General features: G+C 48.9%; 17 protein-coding genes and 2 pseudogenes. 17 read left to right on the top strand and 2 right to left on the bottom strand.

Going from position 1 to position 19261, the window contains the following annotated elements:
- The first annotated feature begins 138 nt into the window (after positions 1-138).
- The 4 genes from ACIFQM_RS05755 (at position 139) to ACIFQM_RS05770 (ending at position 1928) form a co-directional block, all read left to right on the top strand.
- Complete coding sequence (locus ACIFQM_RS05755; RefSeq protein ID WP_430039337.1) at positions 139-627, top strand: hypothetical protein; 489 nt, start codon at positions 139-141, stop codon at positions 625-627.
- Between the two features lie 335 nt (positions 628-962).
- Positions 963-1250 (top strand): transposase, encoded by a 288-nt coding sequence (locus ACIFQM_RS05760; RefSeq protein WP_430046442.1) that lies wholly within the window; start codon positions 963-965, stop codon positions 1248-1250.
- 37 nt (positions 1251-1287) lie between these two features.
- On the top strand, positions 1288-1431 hold the full coding sequence (locus ACIFQM_RS05765) for a helix-turn-helix domain-containing protein (protein WP_430065124.1): 144 nt from the start codon (positions 1288-1290) through the stop codon (positions 1429-1431).
- A 182-nt stretch (positions 1432-1613) separates the two neighbouring features.
- A complete protein-coding gene (locus tag ACIFQM_RS05770; RefSeq protein WP_430039142.1) occupies positions 1614-1928 on the top strand; it encodes a zinc ribbon domain-containing protein in 315 nt (104 codons plus the stop codon).
- Between the two features lie 45 nt (positions 1929-1973).
- Here ACIFQM_RS05770 and ACIFQM_RS05775 read toward each other — a convergent pair whose 3' ends face one another.
- Positions 1974-2849 carry a hypothetical protein gene (locus ACIFQM_RS05775; protein ID WP_430039140.1) on the bottom strand — a complete coding sequence of 292 codons (876 nt, stop codon included), beginning with the start codon at positions 2847-2849 and terminating at the stop codon, positions 1974-1976.
- A 336-nt stretch (positions 2850-3185) separates the two neighbouring features.
- On the opposite strand from ACIFQM_RS05775, the gene ACIFQM_RS05780 reads away from it, so the two are divergent.
- Together ACIFQM_RS05780 and ACIFQM_RS05785 are read left to right on the top strand one after the other, a co-directional pair.
- A complete protein-coding gene (locus ACIFQM_RS05780; protein WP_014281351.1) occupies positions 3186-3380 on the top strand; it encodes a hypothetical protein in 195 nt (64 codons plus the stop codon).
- A 12-nt stretch (positions 3381-3392) separates the two neighbouring features.
- Positions 3393-3728, top strand: coding sequence for a YolD-like family protein (locus ACIFQM_RS05785; protein ID WP_430039136.1), 336 nt, complete (start codon positions 3393-3395; stop codon positions 3726-3728).
- A 132-nt stretch (positions 3729-3860) separates the two neighbouring features.
- Here ACIFQM_RS05785 and ACIFQM_RS05790 read toward each other — a convergent pair.
- A pseudogene (locus ACIFQM_RS05790) lies at positions 3861-4061 on the bottom strand (aminoglycoside 6-adenylyltransferase); the annotation flags it as partial.
- A 182-nt stretch (positions 4062-4243) separates the two neighbouring features.
- Between ACIFQM_RS05790 and ACIFQM_RS05795 the strand changes: the two are divergent.
- The 11 genes and pseudogenes from ACIFQM_RS05795 to ACIFQM_RS05845 form a co-directional block, all read left to right on the top strand.
- Positions 4244-4555: pseudogene (locus ACIFQM_RS05795) on the top strand (aminotransferase class III-fold pyridoxal phosphate-dependent enzyme); the annotation flags it as partial.
- 51 nt (positions 4556-4606) lie between these two features.
- Entirely contained in the window at positions 4607-6076 is a 1470-nt protein-coding gene (locus tag ACIFQM_RS05800; RefSeq protein ID WP_430065126.1) for an MDR family MFS transporter, read from the top strand.
- Positions 6077-6101: 25 nt separating this feature from the next.
- Positions 6102-8063, top strand: coding sequence for an IucA/IucC family protein (locus ACIFQM_RS05805; protein WP_430065128.1), 1962 nt, complete (start codon positions 6102-6104; stop codon positions 8061-8063).
- Positions 8054-9943 carry an IucA/IucC family protein gene (locus ACIFQM_RS05810; protein WP_430065130.1) on the top strand — a complete coding sequence of 630 codons (1890 nt, stop codon included), beginning with the start codon at positions 8054-8056 and terminating at the stop codon, positions 9941-9943. Before ACIFQM_RS05805 ends, ACIFQM_RS05810 begins: the two co-directional genes overlap by 10 nt.
- Positions 9937-10698: an HpcH/HpaI aldolase family protein gene (locus ACIFQM_RS05815; RefSeq protein WP_430065131.1), complete on the top strand. Its 762-nt coding sequence runs from the start codon at positions 9937-9939 to the stop codon at positions 10696-10698. Before ACIFQM_RS05810 ends, ACIFQM_RS05815 begins: the two co-directional genes overlap by 7 nt.
- 24 nt (positions 10699-10722) lie before the next feature.
- Positions 10723-11955 carry a type III PLP-dependent enzyme gene (locus ACIFQM_RS05820; protein WP_430046423.1) on the top strand — a complete coding sequence of 411 codons (1233 nt, stop codon included), beginning with the start codon at positions 10723-10725 and terminating at the stop codon, positions 11953-11955.
- 134 nt (positions 11956-12089) lie between these two features.
- A complete protein-coding gene (locus tag ACIFQM_RS05825; RefSeq protein WP_430065133.1) occupies positions 12090-14135 on the top strand; it encodes an IucA/IucC family protein in 2046 nt (681 codons plus the stop codon).
- Between the two features lie 106 nt (positions 14136-14241).
- Positions 14242-15858, top strand: a complete 1617-nt coding sequence (locus tag ACIFQM_RS05830; RefSeq protein ID WP_430065135.1) for a helix-turn-helix domain-containing protein — start codon at positions 14242-14244, stop codon at positions 15856-15858.
- A 97-nt stretch (positions 15859-15955) separates the two neighbouring features.
- Positions 15956-16960, top strand: a complete 1005-nt coding sequence (locus ACIFQM_RS05835) for an ABC transporter substrate-binding protein (protein ID WP_430039120.1) — start codon at positions 15956-15958, stop codon at positions 16958-16960.
- A 110-nt stretch (positions 16961-17070) separates the two neighbouring features.
- A complete protein-coding gene (locus ACIFQM_RS05840; RefSeq protein ID WP_430039118.1) occupies positions 17071-18075 on the top strand; it encodes a FecCD family ABC transporter permease in 1005 nt (334 codons plus the stop codon).
- Positions 18072-19163, top strand: coding sequence for a FecCD family ABC transporter permease (locus ACIFQM_RS05845; RefSeq protein ID WP_430039116.1), 1092 nt, complete (start codon positions 18072-18074; stop codon positions 19161-19163). Before ACIFQM_RS05840 ends, ACIFQM_RS05845 begins: the two co-directional genes overlap by 4 nt.
- Positions 19164-19261: the final 98 nt, after the last annotated feature.

Consider the following 19261-nt stretch of genomic DNA (forward strand, 5'->3'; position numbering starts at 1 on the left):
CATTCATGATGATGGCTGCAATCCATAAGTTGAACAAGAGAGCATTTCTATGACATAAGATTTTAATTTACATAAATATGAAGCATCTTGAAAATGAGTAAGAGGGTTGTGATTTAAATGAATGTGGAGATGAATAGGATGAGTAATCGGGTTTTGTCTCAAAAAGTATTTATTGATGAACTGATCACCACGATTAGGAAAGGAGGGCTTGTCCCGGTATGCTATGAACGCCTTATTAGCGAGCAACTAGAAAGAATAGATGCTCTTAACAGTGAACTTACCGCGCGCATAGAAGGGGTGGAAACGGATTTAATTCCTAATGCGACATATTCCATTCCCTTTTCCAATGGTGACATTATTTTTCTTGCTCGTTACATTGTACTCATCGGGGACAACACGGAGGGCTACTTTGTTTTTTACAGAGCTGAAGAATGTGAAAATCCGGAAGAGTACCATTTTATAACAAGCTCTTACCAGCTTCCGAATTTGTTGCCTGAATTATCTCTTATGCTAAAAGAACATAGCGCTAATGAGCCTGTTGATATCCTGAATTATTGGAATGGCCAAGCCTATCCATTGAAAAGCTTGAATAAAGAGGATATCAAGCTGTCCACCTACGAATTTTAATCGCATCAGCGGTTTAATTCTGGAGAAGCGTTAAATGGCAAGCCCCTTGGAGGCTTGCCACTTTTCTAATGTTAAGAACTGTCCAACTTCGAGGGAGTGTTACATATTGAATTAGTTGTGGACGTACTGTACTATAAAAGGCCTTTATTATTATTTAGGACGAGCGGACTTTCATCTTCACTATCTGTAACTCCAAAATCATTGTATCTATTTGAGTATCAACTTGGTTCTGGTAGACTATCTGTATGACAAAAGAAAATATAAAGTACGCTAGAACATACGTTTACAACGTCAATTATCACATCGTTTGGTCGGTTAAGTAACGCCGATCTGTACTGTCAGCAGAAATTGAAGCCTACCTTAAAGAACTGTTCCAAGAAATTGCTCAAGAAAAAGAATTTGAAGTAGTCATGATGGAGGTTGGCGAAAAAGACCAAATTCATGTTTTTGCATCAGCACGCCCCCAAATAGCTCCTTCCTATATTGTAAAAATGTTGAATGGAATTTCTGCAAGAAAACTATTTCTGAGGTTCCCTCAATTAAAAAAAGATTATGGGGTGGACACCTCTGGAACAGCAGCTTTTTCATTGAAACCATTGGTCCTATCTCCGAACAAGCCATAAAGAAATACATCGAAAATCAAAAGAAAGGAGACGGCTAATGCAGAGAACCTATAAATTCCGTCTATATCCAACCAAAGAGGAGCAAGGGTACATTCATTTCGCGCTGGAACGTTGCCGTCTCCTCTATAATCGTTTGCTCGCCGAACGAATCGCTGCTTACGAGCAAACGGTACATACCTGAACTCAAAAACGTCCATTCCCAAGTCCTTCAAAATGTCGTTGAGCGGTTGGATAAGGCGTACCAAGCCTTTTTTCGCCGCGTCAAAAATGGCGAGAAAGCGGGCTTTCCGAGATTCAAGCCTGAAAGTCAGTACAACTCCTTTACCTACCCGCAGAGTGGGTTTTCCATAGAAGGAAAGCAACTTGTGCTTTCCAAGATCGGCGATGTACGCATTCGACTTCATCGGCAGCCGCAAGGAACGATCAAGACGTGTACCATCATGGTTAAGAATGGCAAATCAACTTATTCAATTCGTGACGTACAAGGCTGAAAGCGCCAGTCGTCAGGTTGTGCAAGTGAATCCAATTGGCACATCGCAGCGATGCTCCAACTGCGGAGAAATCGTCAAAAAATCACTTGCTGTTCGTGTCCATCAATGTCCTTGCGGATACGTTGCAGATCGGGATGAAAATGCAGCTATTAATATATTGAAACTAGCCTTGCAGAACGTATCTTAATCTAACGCAATCAGGCTAGGAACTAGCCTTCAAGGAGGAACGAGGTTACGAGTCCTGATGATTTGAGAAGCTCTCCAATTCTTTGGAGAGAGGTTCACATGCATATTCGTTTACTTCGAATGTCACAATTTTATTGAATATTACATAGTCTTTGCGGCTGTTGAAAGGGCCCTTGTTATTGGTATGCCTATCAATGGCGAAGAAGGAAGCACCCCGTCCGGCATCTTTAGCGTCATACCACTGAATGAAAGAGGCTAGCTCCTTCTTGCTTATATCAAATTCTTTTTCAAGCCCGTTATCCATAGTCACAACCAGAATTGCACGGTCACCACTCGGCTGTGAGGGTTCGGAGGGTTCAGAGGGCTTTGACGGTTCGGAAGGTTTAGTTGGTTCAGACGGTTCAGGAGTTGGCGCTACCTCGACAGGTTTAAAGGGAAGTAACGACCCATCCGTATCAATTGCGTATATAAATAAATAGTTGGGTGTATTATTTACAAATTCAACAGAGTGCTCTCCTTGAGGCAAGTTTAATTTTTCGTACATGATTTTACGGGCTGCTACGTCACTTCCAGTCAAAGAAAAGTTATCAACCTTAACACCATCTATAATGACATCAATGCTGCTGGAACCAGACCACCAAGTGGTAGAAATTAATCTTAATTTAGTACCTGTAAAATTAAACTTTAAACTGGTTCCAGATTTTTGCCAGGGAGAAGTCCAGGTGATTGGGCCAGTATTATCACGAAACCAATTACCACCAAGATAGGTAATCTCGGGCGTATTTGCTTCATAACGAGACCATCCTTCTTCCGGTTTATTAAGGACATCCCCCTTAGCAGCAGCATATGTGCTGTGGCTAGTACTAAAAAAGAGAACCATCATCCAAACCACCGTGAATAAAGTTAGCTTTACAAATTTCATAATCATTACACTCCTTAAATTTTATTTTCTTACCAAGACTACAAAAAATGAAAAGTATTGTCTAAACATTAATACCTATATTTATAAATAAATGTTTATAAAACCCATATATATTGGAGTTTGGAATATTCTACGTTCCAGATTATAGGATTAATACTATGATGTTCTATTACATGTGGGCTGGAATTACGATTGGGAAGATTCATTTTTGATGTCAAAGCGTGCTAAATAATCCCCTGAGAGCATCCCATTCTCTCAGGGGATTATTTAACATTGATAATCAAACGCATGTTCGCATATAATACAAACAAACGTTCTGATAAGGAGTGAAAGAGCATGCTGGAAAAATACGTGGGACAGATCGTGGAAATCGTGTATATGGACCGGAAGGGCAAGCTGTCTCAGCGGCGCATTGAGGTGCATCGTGTGCGGAATGGTTTGATACGGGCCACTTGTTTACAGACAGGCCAGCCACGCGTTTTTCGATTAGATCAGGTACTGGCATGGCATCCGGTAACCAGAACAGCATAGGAGGCGTTTACGATGGGGAAAAAGCTTGAAGGGAACGGCATATGGGAAAGCTCTCGCATGATCTTGCCTGAGCATCGGGATGCATATTTGCGACTGATGAAGGAGCAGGGGAGACGCGGCAAGCCGACACTGGACGATCAGGAAATGCAGCAGATTGAGCAGGCGATCATCATTTCCTATAACGAGCGGAAGCCCATTACGCTGCGGGTATTCAATCCATTTGATGACGAGGAGCTGTGCGGGTTTGTGACGGTGATTAACACGAGTCGGCGGGAAGTGAAGCTGTCCCGTGGAGAAGAGGATTTTAGCTGGATTAAGCTGGAGGAAATTATAAAGGCAGATATATGAGCATTATGAATCAGTAATGGTAAAAGGAGGGGTTCAGTTGAAAATAAGTAAAAACAATGGTGAACGAAGCCCATCATTTTCCGATCTCGCAACCGGAGCGAGCAGCGCACTGGCTAAAGCAGCACATATAAATCATATCTGACTGGTCTTTTCATTAAAAATATCCTTCGCATCTGCTGGAAGAGCTTGTACATGATGAAGATAGTTCGTAACACGTTGATCATCCTGAGTCGGGTATTCATAATCATAATGATTAGCCACCTCCAGGGCCACTTCTCTGAATAAGTCACCCATCCTAAAAAGTGCCTGCCACATGTGTTCATAATCTGCATTCCTGATCCTGTCAGGAAGAAATGCAAAAGAACCACAGTTCAAAATGGTCGAAATGACGATTTTCATTGTGGTTTTTTATTCTATTTTAGGAATTAAAAACAGTTTTTGTCCAAATTCCGGTCTGAAATGTCCATGGAATCAGGATATTTATTCCATATAATAAGGAGGTGAATTAATTGAAAATGATTATCAATATCAAAGGAGTGATCGAGTTGCCAAAAGCTACTACTGCTATCTCGCAAAATACTCGTTATCTGGAGAGTCAGGCTGTACGGGAATCCAATGCCAGATCCTACCCCTCCCGTATCCTCATTGCCATCGCCGAAGCAGAGGGCATTCATGTCAAGGATATAGATGGAAAAATATATTACGACTGCCTGACCGGGGCCGGAACTTTAGCATTCGGTCATAACCATCCGGTGGTCATTGAGGCGATCAGGAAGCTGCTGGATCACAAGTGTCCTTTGCATACGCTCGATTTGACTACTCCGGTGCATGTGGCCTATACCGGGTTGCAGCACGGTCATGGTTAAGCAGGCCGAGGGATGAAAATATGGGCTGTGTCCGAGCAATGGAAGGTCGTCATCACGGTGATGCTCGGCACCTTTACGGTTTTGCTGAATAACAGTTCGCTGAACCCGGCGATTCCGTCTTTCATTAAAGTATTTCATACGAACGCTGCTACGGCGAGCTGGCTCATCACTATTTTTCTAATCACGATGGGTATGACGATGCCTTTAACCGGGTATCTGGCAGATCGTTTTGGAAAAAAGAAAGTATATCTGAGCGGACTAGCGCTCTTTGTCACAGGTTCCTTGCTCGGCTCGTTATCATGGGGGCTTACCACTGTCATCCTCTGTCGGGGACTGCAAGGGATGGCAGGCGGGCTGATGATTCCGTTATCGCTGGCGCTGATTTTTGAAGCCTTTCCCAAGGAGGAACGCGGTAAGGTTACGGGAATCTGGGGGATTGCGATTATGGCGGCTCCGATGCTCGGACCTACGGTGGGAGGAATCGTGCTATCTCTAAGCAGCTGGCAGGTGCTTTTCCTCATAAATGTGCCAACCGGACTGCTGGGATTGCTGCTGGGGATGCGTTATTTAACAGCTGCACGTAGCAATCCGTCGCGCACCTTTGACAGCAGCGGATTTATAACGGTCACGTTGGGTGTGGGGTTGATTCTGTTTGCGCTGGGCAGGACAACGACAGCTGCGGATCTGATTGCCCCGCTGCATATTCTGCTGTTCCTTGCAGGAGCGGTTTTGCTGGTTCTGTTCGTGCGAATGGAGCTGGTAAAGGAACAGCCATTGCTGAATGTGCACATTTTCAAAATACCGACCTACAGCTTAAGCGTCATCGTGGCGAGTGTACAGGCGATTGCGATGTTCGGCAGCATTTTTCTGGTTCCGATGCTGGTTCAACATGTGTATGGCTATGACGCCATGATGACAGGACTTGTGTTTTTGCCTTCCGCTATATGTACAGGGTGGTTTGTCACGATAGCAGGCAAGCAATTAGATCGCAAGGGGCCAAAAGGAATGATCAGCACGGGACTTATCATCACATGTGCCGCTACGGCGATGCTCGGTATGCTCCAGATGAATTCACCGCTGTGGATGATCTTCGTCCTCATGATGCTGCGGGGAATTGGGCTGGGTCTGTCGAATATACCTGCCACAACGGCCGGGCTGAATACGATTCCCGATGAGCTGGTAGCCCAAGGCTCGGCAATGAACAATGTGATGCGCAGACTGACCTCTTCCCTTGGAATGGTTGTGATTTCGATTTATTTTGAAGTTCGCAAGGTTCAGCTTCTGGCGGGGGGCTATTCGGTGGAAACAGGAACGCTGCAAGCGATCAGGGAAGGCTTTATCGGGATGAGTATATTGATTTTACTCACGATTCCCGCCGCTTTTTTCCTGAAGACGCCTGACTTCCTTCGTAAAAATGGAGCGCGTCGTACATCCAGTGATACCCCGAAAGCGAAAGCGTCTGCGGCTACACCCAAGGTTTGAACAGGAAGGGAGAGAAAGAGTATACATGCTGACACAATCAACGGAGGTTTCCACGATCGCTGGAGAGCTGTCCAAAAGCAGGATCTGGGCGGAGCAAGCGACACTGCGGGCCCTGGTCAACAGCTATCTGAGGGAAACACAACAATTTGACCCAAGAATCAATGGGGAAGCACCTGAAATAAGGGTAATTCTGCCGCGGATCGGGCTGGAAATCACAGGAACTCTACACCATTTCTCTGCAACTGGCCAACATGTGTATGGGAGTACTTGGTACGAGGTAGAAGAAGGTGGGGCGCACAGGTCCCTGGAGATGGATGGAGTGATACAAAGACTGCTGGACGAGATAAGCTATCACGCCAAGCCCGAGCAACGGGAAGCAGAGCAGCAAAAGATGAAACATCGCATTCGTAACAGCATGCACAAAATGACGCTCTTTATGGATCACCATACGAAGATCACAGGCGAGAGCAAGCCAAAGTCTTTCTCAAGTGCAGAAGCCCACCTGACGTATGTACGTTCGGAGCAGTCTTTGCTGATCGGACACCCTTTTCATCCTTTTCCGAAAAGCACGGAGGGTTTTGCCGATGATGAGCTTCCGTTATACAGTCCCGAGATGGGTGCGGCGTTTCCGCTGTATTATTTCGCGGTTCATGAGGATAACGTGCAGGAGGAATGGATTGGTGAAGAGCATCGCAGGGATGCCATTGACCCGTTTGTGCGGCTCCATACTCGGCGTCAATGGGGAGAGGAGTTGGCGCGATATCGCATTTTGCCTATGCATCCATGGCAGGCCGAGCAGGTGTTGCGTCAATCCTGCATTCAAAGTTTGATGCGTCAGCGGGTTTTGATTCCATTGGGCGCGCTAGGTCCTGTCGTTTATCCAACTTCTTCGATACGAACAGTATGGGATTTGAAAACCGGAAACGGCTATAAGCTGCCGCTGCATGTGCGGATTACCAATCTGGTGCGTGACAATACACAGGAGCAGGCTCGGCGTACATTGGATGCTGCGAAGGTCATTCACGAGCTTTCAGCCGACTGGTCGTCCCATATCCAATCCGAGTCCTTCAAGGTTCTGACAGAAACGGGATACAGCCGCGTATACTTCCAGCCGAATGAGGAAGCGAAACGCACGGAGAGTCCTGAGTTTACTAAGGATGCAGGGCTTTCACAGGTCACCACCAGTGATGCAAAGTATGACGCAGGACATGAGTATAGCCCGGCGGCAACAGAACGAGGAACAGCGACGGCTCAAGAGCTGGAGCAGCTGTCTGACCAGTTTACGGTTCTTTATCGTCCGATGGATTTGAACCCTGAATCCACCTATGTACTGGCTTCCTTGCTGGAGCCGTTGCCGGGTGAACAGGAGCCGCGGCTTATTGGAGTGATTCGGGACAATGACCCGGGAAAAAACGGAAAACGGCCTGACCTGTTAGCTTGGCTGGAACGGTATCTGCACGTATCCATGGTGCCCATGCTGCGTTTGCTTGCGGTGAAGGGTATCGCCTTCGAGGCCCATGTACAAAATTCACTTCTGTCCCTACAGGACGGATGGCCGGAATGCTACTATGTACGGGATTTGGAGGGCGTAAGTATTGTGCGTGAACAGGCCGAGGCAGCCGGGTGGGTCGGTTCACTGATTGCTGAGGATAGTCCTGTATTGTACGGTGCAGAAGAGCCGTGGATGCGTACCCGTTATTATTTCTTTGTTAACCATTTGGGGGCATTGATTCATGCCCTTGCAGTTCATGAGCAACACAGTGAGCAGGAGTACTGGAGGGTGGTAAGCAAGGTACTGGAGCGATTACAGGAACAAGATGCAGGCTCTTGCCCCCGTCTAGCCGCCTATATCCAAGATTTATTGACCGCACCTACGCTGCCTGCCAAAGCCAATTTTACAAGCTGTTTTCAGTCCAGAGGGGATACGCCTTCGTTTATCCCGATCCCTAATCCAATTCATTTTCGTGAGGTGGCTTCATGTCTGTAACCAACATTTCGGATCATAATTTCTCCACAAGCAATCTTTCTACAGCTCCCGCCAGCAACGCTTCGACCACTCAGCGCTTTATTCAGGCGCTCCGCTCGGATACCTTTACGCAGGTGGAGCAGCGTATCATCCGGCAACTGATTCAGGCATTGCTATATGAAGAAATTTTGCCCTATGACATGCATAGCGATTCCGTGGATAACGGCGATCCACATTTTATACTGTCCGGCAAGGACATTACAGGTCGCCCCGTCCAATACCGTTCTGTCGGAAAACGGATGCACAGCTTTGGGCGCATTCGGCTCGTTCCTGTTCCCGTCATTCGAGTTGGGACAGACGGAAGCGAAACGACAGCCATGCTCGCGGATTTTGCAAATGAGGTCCTCAGTGCCGCACAGCAGGGTGAACGGCTTCAGCGCTTTATCGAGGAATTGGAGCAGACCTTGCTAAAGGATGTACAGGCGCAAAGCTCCTTCACCGCGCCATTTCTGGCGGATGACCAGCGTCGATATGATGAGCTGGAAGGCAATTTGGGGGATGGGCATCCCTACCATCCATGCTACAAATCCAGGATCGGCTTTACGCTGGCAGATAATGAACTGTATGGTCCCGAGTTCAAGCAGACGCTCCGTCCTGTTTGGCTGGCTATCGCCAAGAGCCATAGCCGGGCAGGACAGTCGCAGGCGATTGAGTATGAAGCATTTATTTTCCAGGAACTGGGGGAAAGTGAAGTTGCGCGCTTCCAAGCCTTGTTAACCAGCTACGATCAGCAGCCGGAGGCCTATCGCTTCATGCCTGTTCACCCGTGGCAATGGCAGCAGATCATTTTACCCCGTTTTCATCAAGAGCTGGCAAATCAGCGGATCGTGTGGCTCGGTGAAGCGAGCGATGTGTACCAGGCGCAGCAGTCGATCCGCACATGGTCCAACCGGACGACACCGGAGCGCGCATATGTGAAGCTTTCGCTCAGCATTACGAATACCTCGACCAGCCGGATCATGGCTGGACATACGGTGCTGAACGGAGCGCTTATCACGGACTGGTTGCATGGTTTACTGGAACACGATGAATATGCCGCACAGCAGGGATTCTTTGTTTTGCGTGAGGTTTTGGGTATCACGTATGACTATGAGCAGCTTCCCGAATACCGTCAGGCGAAAACCTACGGTTCATTAGGGACGGTCTGGCGGGAAAGCATCCATGGCTATTTGCAGCCGGATGAGGATGCGATTCCTTTTAACGGACTATGTTATGTGCAAAAAAATGGAGTGCCCTTCATTGATCCGTGGATACAGCAATTCGGCGTAGAGGAATGGACCCGGCGTGTGCTGGAGGCCACAATATCGCCGATTATTCATATGCTGTATGCGCATGGGATTGGTATGGAATCCCACGGCCAGAATATCATTTTGATCCACCGGAACGGGCAACCAACACGGGTGGCGCTTAAGGATTTTCATGATGGTGTCCGGTTTTCTGTGAAGCATCTGACAGAGCCGGAGAAATGCCCCGATCTTCATCCTGAGCCGCCAAGTCATGCCCGGATTAACCGCAATTCGTTTATTAAAACGAGCAACCCGGACGATGTACGCGACTTTTCTTACGATGCTTTTTTCTTTATTGCAGCCGCCGAGCTGGCGATGTTCCTGGCCGAACATTATCAGCTAGACGAGCAGCGCTTTTGGGAAATGTCCGCACAGGTCATTCATGATTATCAGCGCCAGCATCCTCAGCATGAGGAGCGATTCCGTCTGTTTGATTTGTTTGCCCCGACTGTACAGATTGAAGAATTGATGAAACGGCGGCTGCTTGGGGATGAGGACCTCCATTTCAAATCGGGAATGAATCCGCTGTATGCCTACCGGGAGCCAACATGCTGACTGTAAATCGGCTTCAGGAGAAGCTTCGGACAGGACAGGAGGCATTTGGCCTCATCGCTTCCATTCCGGCGGCGCTTACGATCGAAATGATCGGACATGCCGGATATGATTTTGTGATCATTGATATGGAGCATGTCATGGTCAATCCCGAGACGGTGGAGCATATGATCCGTGCTGCGGAAGCCGCACAAATCACGCCCTTGGTGCGTGTGCCTGAAGTCGATGCCAAGGAAATATTGCGTGTGCTGGATAGCGGAGCACAGGGAATTGTCGTTCCGCATGTGGAGAGCAGGGAGCAGATGGAGATGCTGGTTCAGGCTGCTAAATACAGCCCGGAGGGCAAGCGAAGCCTGAACAGCGGCAGACCTGCCGCATTTGGCAAAGGAAATCTGGTGGACTACATGAATCAGGCCAATGAACAGATTATGCTGGTGCCCATGATTGAGAGCGGATTGGGTGTGGAACGCATCGCGGATATTTTGTCTGTACCGGGTATGGGCATGGTGCTGGAGGGAGCAGCGGATTTGTCCCAATCGTACGGGGTACCGTGGCAGACCGATGCAACGATTGTACAGGAGGGGCTACAGCGGGTCTTTGAAGCTTCACGGGAAGCAGGTATTCCGTACTGTGCCATTCCACGCAGGGACGGGGAATACGGCGCATGGGTGGAAAAAGGGGTTCATGCCTTCGTACTGGGTGATGAACGTGGAATTGCTTTTCGCGCCTTGCAAAAAAGAAGGTCTGACCTACGCTAGCTCTCAACATAAAGGAGGAAGAACATGAGTCAGCTTGTTACAGCATTATCTGGAGGACAGATCGTTCCGTATGTGAAAAAGCTTATCCAGCAAACACGGGAGCGAGAGCAGCAGCCGGTATGCGCATATATATATGACCTGGGCGCACTGAGAGAACGGGCACAACGTTGTGTGAGCAGCTTGCCCGACGATTGCAGTTTGTTTTACGCGGTCAAAGCTAATCCCGATCCTCATTTGATCGCCAGCCTGCTTCCCATCGTACAGGGCTTCGAAGCTGCATCTATTGGAGAGATTCGGACCATTCGCGAAGTGTCAGCCGACGTGCCGATTATTTTTGGAGGTCCGGGGAAAAAGGACGCTGAAATTGAGGAAGCGCTAGAGCGGAAGGTGATGCTGATTCATGCTGAAAGTCTGCATGAGTTGCAGCGTATCGGCTGGATCGCGGAACGCAGACAGCAGCGTGTATCTATTTTGCTGCGTATTAATTTGCGGCGTACCTTGCCGGAGGCGAGCATCACGATGTCCGGTCGGCCCACTCAGTTTGGTATCGACGAAATTCAGGTGCCGGAAGCGATCCGACTCCTCCAAAGCCTTCCGTATGTGCAGTTGGAGGGCTTCCATATGCATTCCCTGTCCAACAATCTGGATGCCCGGCTGCATGCACGAATGGTCGCTACGTATTTGCAGTGTGTGCAGGGCTGGATTCATGATCATGAGCTATCCATCCGCTATCTGAACGCGGGCGGCGGCTTTGGCATTTCGTATACCGATCTGGCGCGCAGGTTCGAATGGGATGATTTTATGGAGGAATTGCATCAAGTGTGGGAGGAGTACCGCATTCCCGACATCCAGCTCATTTTTGAGTCCGGGCGCTATATGGTGGCGCACTGCGGGTATTATGCGGCAGAAGTGATCGACCTCAAAACGAATCATGACCAGCATTACGCCATTATTCGCGGGGGAACCCATCATTTTCGATTGCCAGTGTCATGGCAGCATAATCAGCCGTTTGAGGTGGTTGCTGTTGACGATTGGCGCTATCCTTTTCCGCGCACAGAGCGGCGACAAACAGCGGTGACCATCGCGGGTGAGCTTTGTACTCCCAAGGATGTACTTGCGTATGAAGTGTATGTGGAGCATTTGCGGATTGGCGATGTTCTGCTGTTCCATATTGCGGGAGCCTATGGCTGGACGATTTCCCATCATGATTTTCTCAGCCATCCACATCCACATTTTTACTATATAAACCAAAATTGAGAGTTACCTATAGCGCCACTACGCAGACGGATGGTGCTTCCCATCGCCCCAGCCCCCGGATTTCTAAAATAAAGCCTATGATCAGGGTCGAAATCCGTAAAAGCAGCATTAACATGAAGGAGGAATGAATCCATATGAAGTACACAACAAGCACGACCCCGGTGCTTTCATCCGAAGAAACAACGCTTTTACAGAAGAAAAAGCAGGCTGAAAACCATGTCATGCAGGATCTCATCAATACATTGCTGGCGGAAGGATTTTGGGAGCATGCCGATATTGAACTGTTGTCTATTTCGCAATGGCAAAGCTACTATACTACCGTCCATCCTGAATTAGGCGAGCTATTTTCTTTTGCCGATCCTGAAGCTATTGCGGCTCCAAAAGAGGAAACCTCTCCAAACGGTCGTTCTATAAGCCTTTACCGCTGGTGGGTGGATCGGGAACAGCAGCACAGTCTCATTTTTCCCGTACAAGCTGCGGTGGTTCAACCCTATCGCTATCTACAGTCGAGTGGTGTGTATGAAATTCGGCGGTGGTCAGAGGCTGGTGGGTTTGGTGCAGAATTGCTTCACCCCGTATCGCTGATGCAGCATGTGATTGAGGGATGTCTGGATGAAGAATACCGCCAACAGGAGGGAGTGGGACGGTTTGTCCAGCTACTGGAGCAATCCATTGAACAGACCACATGGTCGCTGGATAGCGGACTGACGGATGAAAATATACTGGAGAAATCGCCCTCGGAGGCTTTTCAACGATTGGAGCAGTATTCTTCGCTGCGTGATCGTCCGTTTCACCCCGCATCCAAGGCCAAAACGGGCTTGAACGAGGAGGACTATCGCCAATATATCGCTGAATTTGGGCAAGACATCACGCTGAGCTGGGTGGCGCTCCGAAAGGATGCGGTGATGACCGGAGTGGGAATCGCACAAGGACCTCATTTTACGGACATAGAAACAGAAACAGTAGCAGCGGCAGTCGAATCGGACACACAGCGTCCATACGATGGGCAGCAGCCAGAAGACCTTCTTCTGTCCAGCTCCGAGCGTCAGCTAGTAGAGCAGGAGATGCAGGAACGCGGATTAGCAGCGGATTATATTGCAATCCCCGTTCACCCGTGGCAGCTCACGTATATGCTACCCCGGCATTTACATACCGAGCAGGTGGACAAAGTATGGATTCCACTGGAAGTGAAGGTCGGAGCCTTTCAGGCAACCTCGTCTGTGCGCTCCCTGTCACCCAAGGATGGCGGGCCCAATTATGTCAAGCTGCCGCTGGGCGTGTTTTCGCTGGGCGCATCCCGCTATCTCCCTGCGGTGAAGCTGATTAACGGAGATCGCGGACAAGCCATGTTGCAGCAAGCCAAGACGCGTGACCCGCAGCTTCAGGAGCGCTTATTTTTATGCGATGAAGGCTCCTGGTGGGCCTATATGCCGGAAAATGTCAGCCTGTATGATGATCCACCCCGGCACCTGGCAGCGATGACGCGGATTTATCCGCACGAATTGATCCATGCTCCTGCTGTTCGCCTGATTCCCATGTCTGCGTTGGCCGCAGGCCAGCATCATTTTTTCTTGGAATGGGCCACTGAGCGCGGACTTCCAGACACGGCAGAATCGGTAAAACAACTGTTCGGTGAAGTATGCTCGACATTTTTTGAAATCATGCTGCGCTTGTATCGGATCGGGCTTATGCCTGAAATCCATGGACAAAACTGTGTGCTGGTCTGGAAAAATGGCAGGATCGAGCATATTTTGCTGCGTGACCATGACTCGGTACGTCTGCATCTGCCCTGGCTGACAGAGCAGGGAATAGCCGATCCTGAATACCAAATCCGGCCCGGCTATTCCAACAGCCTATATAATGAAACACCGAGGAAACTGCTGTTCTACCTGCAAACCCTTGGCATTCAAGTCAATCTGTACGCCATTATAGATACTCTTAGCAATGTTTATGGAATAGATGAGTTCACTTTGTGGTCTGTACTAAAGCATCAATTGGAAGAAGCGATCCAACGTGTGCCCTTCAAGGCTGCCGTTCGTCAGGAAATCGAGCATATTTTATTTGAAAAGCCGGACTGGCCGCTGAAGCTGCTGGTTAAACCCTTGCTGGAGCAGTCCGGCGTACCCGGCAGCATGCCATCTGGTCAAAGCCGCATACAGAATCCGTTTCATCATTTATAAGCTTGAGTGCAATTCCATTTTGCAAAATCCGACCCAGTCTATATATAATGAAAAGAGTTCTCATAGAATCGAGAATAATTATCGATATATAGAAAGGCTGGGAGCCATGAATACGCAGGATCAATCCTTTATTTCATTTCTTTATAAACTGCAAGATATTCAGCATGTGTGCTCTGGTCGCTCTTCCTCCCGGCAAGAAACGTCTTTTCATACCTTGTTATTATTCAATGAAGGCGAAGGGGATATAGTCATTGATGGAATGACGTATCCTCTTTACCGTCAAAAGGGCTTTATGCTCGCTCCCGGCGCAGCCATGAAGCTCCATATGTTGTCCGGCGCTCCAGCGGATTATTACATCATCCGTTTTCTTGCATTACAACCGTCCGGGGAGCCGGATCGTTACATACCCGCACCAGCGCTTGGACCGCATGAATGGATCATTTCCCACTTTCGTTTTGTGATGGATATGGTCGAGGAGATCAAGAGGAAGCATCATTGTAACAGTGTGTGGGACCAAATGAAGGCCAACATTGTATTTCAGGAAATGCTGATGTCCTTGTTTCAGCATACGAGCCGTGATCAGAAGCCTGATGTGCAGCAGGCGGTGACGCTGACCCTTCATTATATGGAGCAGCACTATGCTTCCGATATTACGCGGGACAAGCTGGCGGAGCTGGCAGGGATGAGCGCTGATTATTATTCGCGTATGTTCAAAAAATTGATCTGCAAAAGCCCGACGGAATATTTGACGGACATTCGTATCAATCATGCGAAGCAGGCGCTGGTGCTTACCCGTGATTCCTTCCGATCTATTGCTCACGGTGCCGGTTTTAGCGATGAGTTCTATTTTAGCCGCAAATTTAAAGCCGCGACAGGACGCTCCCCCTCAGCCTACGTGAATACAATCCGTTATTCGGATAAAATTGCTTCGCTCAAGCATCTGTTAACTGGACATTTGATTGCGCTGGGCATTGAGCCGTATGCGGCGGTCATCAACAAGGCTTATCCTGTCACCGAAGGCTTCCGCAATACCATTTCGGTGGGTGAGGTTCAGCCCGACCTGGAGAAGCTGATGTCAGCCCGGCCTGATCTGATTTTAACCTGTGAGTTTAGGGATTTTGAGAAGTCGAAAAAGGAAAAAATGTACGAGCAGATTGCGCCCACCGTCACCGTGCCCTTTTTTCAAAACTGGCGCACTCATTTTCAGTCGATTGCCCGTATTGTCGGCAAGGATGCGGAAGCGGTGGAATGGCTGGAACGGTATGAAACGAAGGCTGCGACCATTTCTCGAAAACTCAGGCAAAAGATCGGCGGGGAGACGGTGCTAATCGTCGGAGTGGGGAACCAGAAAATGTGTGTGTATGGACAGCGGAATGTGGGAACGGTGTTATACGGGGATTTAAAGCTGGCTATGCCTGCGGGAGTGGAGGATATTGTCCATTACCGTGAGGTGACGGTGGACGATCTGGCTGAATATGATGCGGATCGCATCATACTGACGTGTTTCCGCCATTATGGAAATGCCTGTGAAGAACAAACGATTCAGCAGGAATGTCTGGCACTGTGGCGCTCTCCTGCATGGCAGAAGCTAAAGGCGGTGCAAAGCGGAGCAGTACACCATATGTGTGATAGCCGACACCTGTATACATGCTATACTTCGTTGTCCCACGACCTGTTATTGGACAAAACGGTCACGTTGTTATTGTCTGATTCGTCCAAATAAAGGACGCTAACGTCCATGTTCATCATGGTCCCCCTCCCTATAATTAATAATGAGAATCAATATCATTATTGGCGATCTAAATAGGGGGAATAGAGAAATGCAAGCATCAGGCAAGGGGAGTATATGGATTGCGCTCATCGTTGTATTGCTGCTTTTATCAGGCTGTGGCACTGGAGGCGCGGGTAAGAGTGCGGATTCCGGTGGAGCGACTGGAACGGATAAAGGAACGACGGATACACAGGGAGCGGCTTCAACCGATTCGGTGCGTACCATTGAGCATGTGTTGGGTAAAACCGAGATTAAGGGGACACCCAAGCGGGTCGTAACGCTGTATAACGGAGCCAACGATGTTATGATCGCCTATGGTATAAAGCCTGTGGGGATTGTGGAGTCCCATGGAACGGAGCCTGTGTATGACTATTTAAAAAAGGATCTCGCAGGGATTCCCACGGTCGGGTTGGAAACACAGCCGAGCCTGGAGGAGATTTATAACCTGAAACCGGATGTCATCATTGCAACCCGATTCCGTAACGAGGCGACGTACCAGCAATTATCGGAAATTGCCCCTACCGTGGCCGTCAATGAAGTATATGAGTGGAAGGAAACCGTAAAACTGATCGGACAAGTGTTGAATCAGGAGGACAAAGGAACACAATTGCTGGCGGATTGGGATCGGCGTGTAGCGGATTTCAGGACGAAAATGGGTGACCGTCTGCCGATCAAGGCCTCCATTGTCAATTTCCGCGCGGACCATGCACGTATTTATTATATGGGCTATGCCGGGAAAATTCTGAAGGAGTTAGGCTTTACCCGCCCTCCTGCACAAGAAGGGGATCAGTGGGGAGTTAAAGTCAACAGCAAGGAAAGCATACCCGATATGAATGCAGAGACATTGTTCGTATTTAACTCCGGTAAGGATCCGGCTGCGATTGAAAGAAATGTTGAAGCCTGGACCCGTCATCCTCTATGGAAAAACCTTGATGCATACAAGAAAAATAGCATTTTTAAGGTCGACGAGGTGAACTGGAATTTGGCTGGAGGTTATCTGAGCGCGAATCGGATGCTGGATGATCTTTATAAAATGTATGATCTGAAATCATAAACCTACATGACAATAAGAACGACGGAAATACAGCAGAGGGGTGAGGGGGGATATCTCTCATCCTTCTTTTATGTTGTACCAGGCTGTTGGAAGAGTGAGGCTATGCAACGATGCTAACGACAAATGTAAGAAAATGGACTGGACTTGGTGTATGCCTGATTTTGTTGACAGGAGCTTTATCTCTTGGCCTACTGATGGGTAGAACGCTAATTAATTCAAATTTTATAATTTCTTCCTTATTTCATTATGATGCTCAAAATGTAGAGCATGTGCTGATACATACCGAACGCTTGCCGCGTACGGTCATTGCTGCTGTTGTAGGCGCGAGCTTGGCGATGGCAGGAGCCTTCATGCAGGCACTTACCCGCAACCCGTTGGCTTCGCCCAGTACGTTCGGTATCAATGCGGGTGCTTTGTTCTTCGTCTCTATCGCAGCGGTCGCGTTTTTGGTCGAGTCCATGATGTCTCTGATGGGCTTTGCCTTGATCGGCGCAGGACTGGCGGCTGTTCTGGTGTACGTCATCGGATCATTAGGCAGGGATGGGTTGACGCCAGTCAAGATTGTATTGTCCGGCTCTGCCATTCACGCTTTGTTTATGTCGATGATCCAAATTATTTTGGTGATGAATGAAACGGGGATGCAAAATGTGCTGTTCTGGATGGCAGGCTCTGTCAGCGGACGTTCACTGGAGATGCTACAGCCTTTATTTCCTTTTATGCTAGTGGCTGGGATCTCGGCAATGTTTATGGGGAGAGCGGTGAATCTGCTCGTGACTGGGGAAGATGTGGCGAAGGGCTTGGGGCAAAATATATTATGGGTAAAATGCGCGATGGGCCTGATTATTGTGGTGCTGGCTGGATGCTCTGTTGCTATTGCGGGGGCGATTGGATTTGTCGGTCTGATCATTCCGCATGTGGCGCGTGCTTTGGTTGGTGCGGATTACCGCTGGATTATCCCTTTTTCGGCGGTACTGGGTGCTTTGCTATTGGTGTCGGCGGATACCGCAGCCAGAGTGCTGATTTCGCCGCAGGAAATTCCGATTGGCGTCATTACAGCTTTGATCGGGGTTCCCTTTTTCGTCTACATTGCCCGTAAAGGGGTGGCGTGGAAATGAAGCGCGTGAATTTGAAGCATGGGACTGGCAGAGGCGGCATGAATGCGAAGCATTATGTGACGCTGCGCAGCAGAAATGGCAGGTTTCATATCCAACTGGAAAAGAAAGCACTATGGATGATGTGTGGACTGGCCTTGGCGCTACTGATCATGGGCGTGATGAGTGTAGGCTGGGGAGATACGTATGTGCACCCTTGGGAAGTGCTTCGAGCGATATGGGGGCGTGGCTCAGGCGATTATGATTTTATTCTGTACAGGCTGCGGTTTCCACGGGCGCTTACGGGGGTGCTGGTTGGTGCGGCTCTGGGCATCGCGGGAGCGGTGCTTCAGGGCATTATCCGCAATCCGTTGGCATCCCCGGATATCCTCGGGATTACAGGCGGAGCATCCGTAGCGGCAGTTACGTTCATTGCTTACGGGGGAGCTGTTATGAGCATTCAATGGCTACCTGTGGCGGCTGTTGCTGGAGCGCTGGTCGTATCGCTACTTGTGTATATATTGGCCTGGAAGGATGGTGTGACACCCATCCGACTGGTGCTGGTGGGAATTGGTTTGGCTTCTGCTATGAGCTCGATTACGACGCTGATGCTGGTCATGAGCTCGTCCTTTACAGCCGGCAAGGCTTATATTTGGCTGACGGGCAGCGTGTATGGAGCATCGTGGAATAACGTATATACCATGCTGATCGCTGTTGTGATCTGCACACCTCTGGTTCTCTATTTTTCACGCAGCCTCAACACACAGGAGTTGGGGGATGATGTGGCTACCGGCTTGGGAGTGGAGGTGCAGCGGCATCGTGTGATGTTGCTGCTGCTCAGTGTGATTCTTGCTGGAACTGCCGTAGCAGTTGCGGGAGCGATTGGTTTTGTGGGTTTAATCGCGCCGCATATTGCGCGCAGATGGGTAGGCCGCTCTATGGGTAGCCTGACACTGGTGTCAGCACTGGTAGGGGGATTGCTGGTGTATCTCGCCGACTTGCTGGCCCGTACGGCTTTTTATCCGATTGATATTCCCGCAGGCATTTTTACAGCAGGGGTGGGCGCACCGTTTTTCCTGTATTTGCTGCTCCAGCGCCGAAATCGGCATTAAAGCCGAGCTGGAATTTTTTTGAACACTTATATGGGTGGTTTATCTTTTTTTAATGGAATATACAACATCTTAAGTTCACAGTTTATAAAAGGGGAGGG

The sequence above is a fragment of the Paenibacillus sp. NRS-1782 genome, from assembly GCF_050467685.1.
In the GTDB taxonomy this organism is placed as follows: domain Bacteria; phylum Bacillota; class Bacilli; order Paenibacillales; family Paenibacillaceae; genus Paenibacillus; species Paenibacillus terrae_A.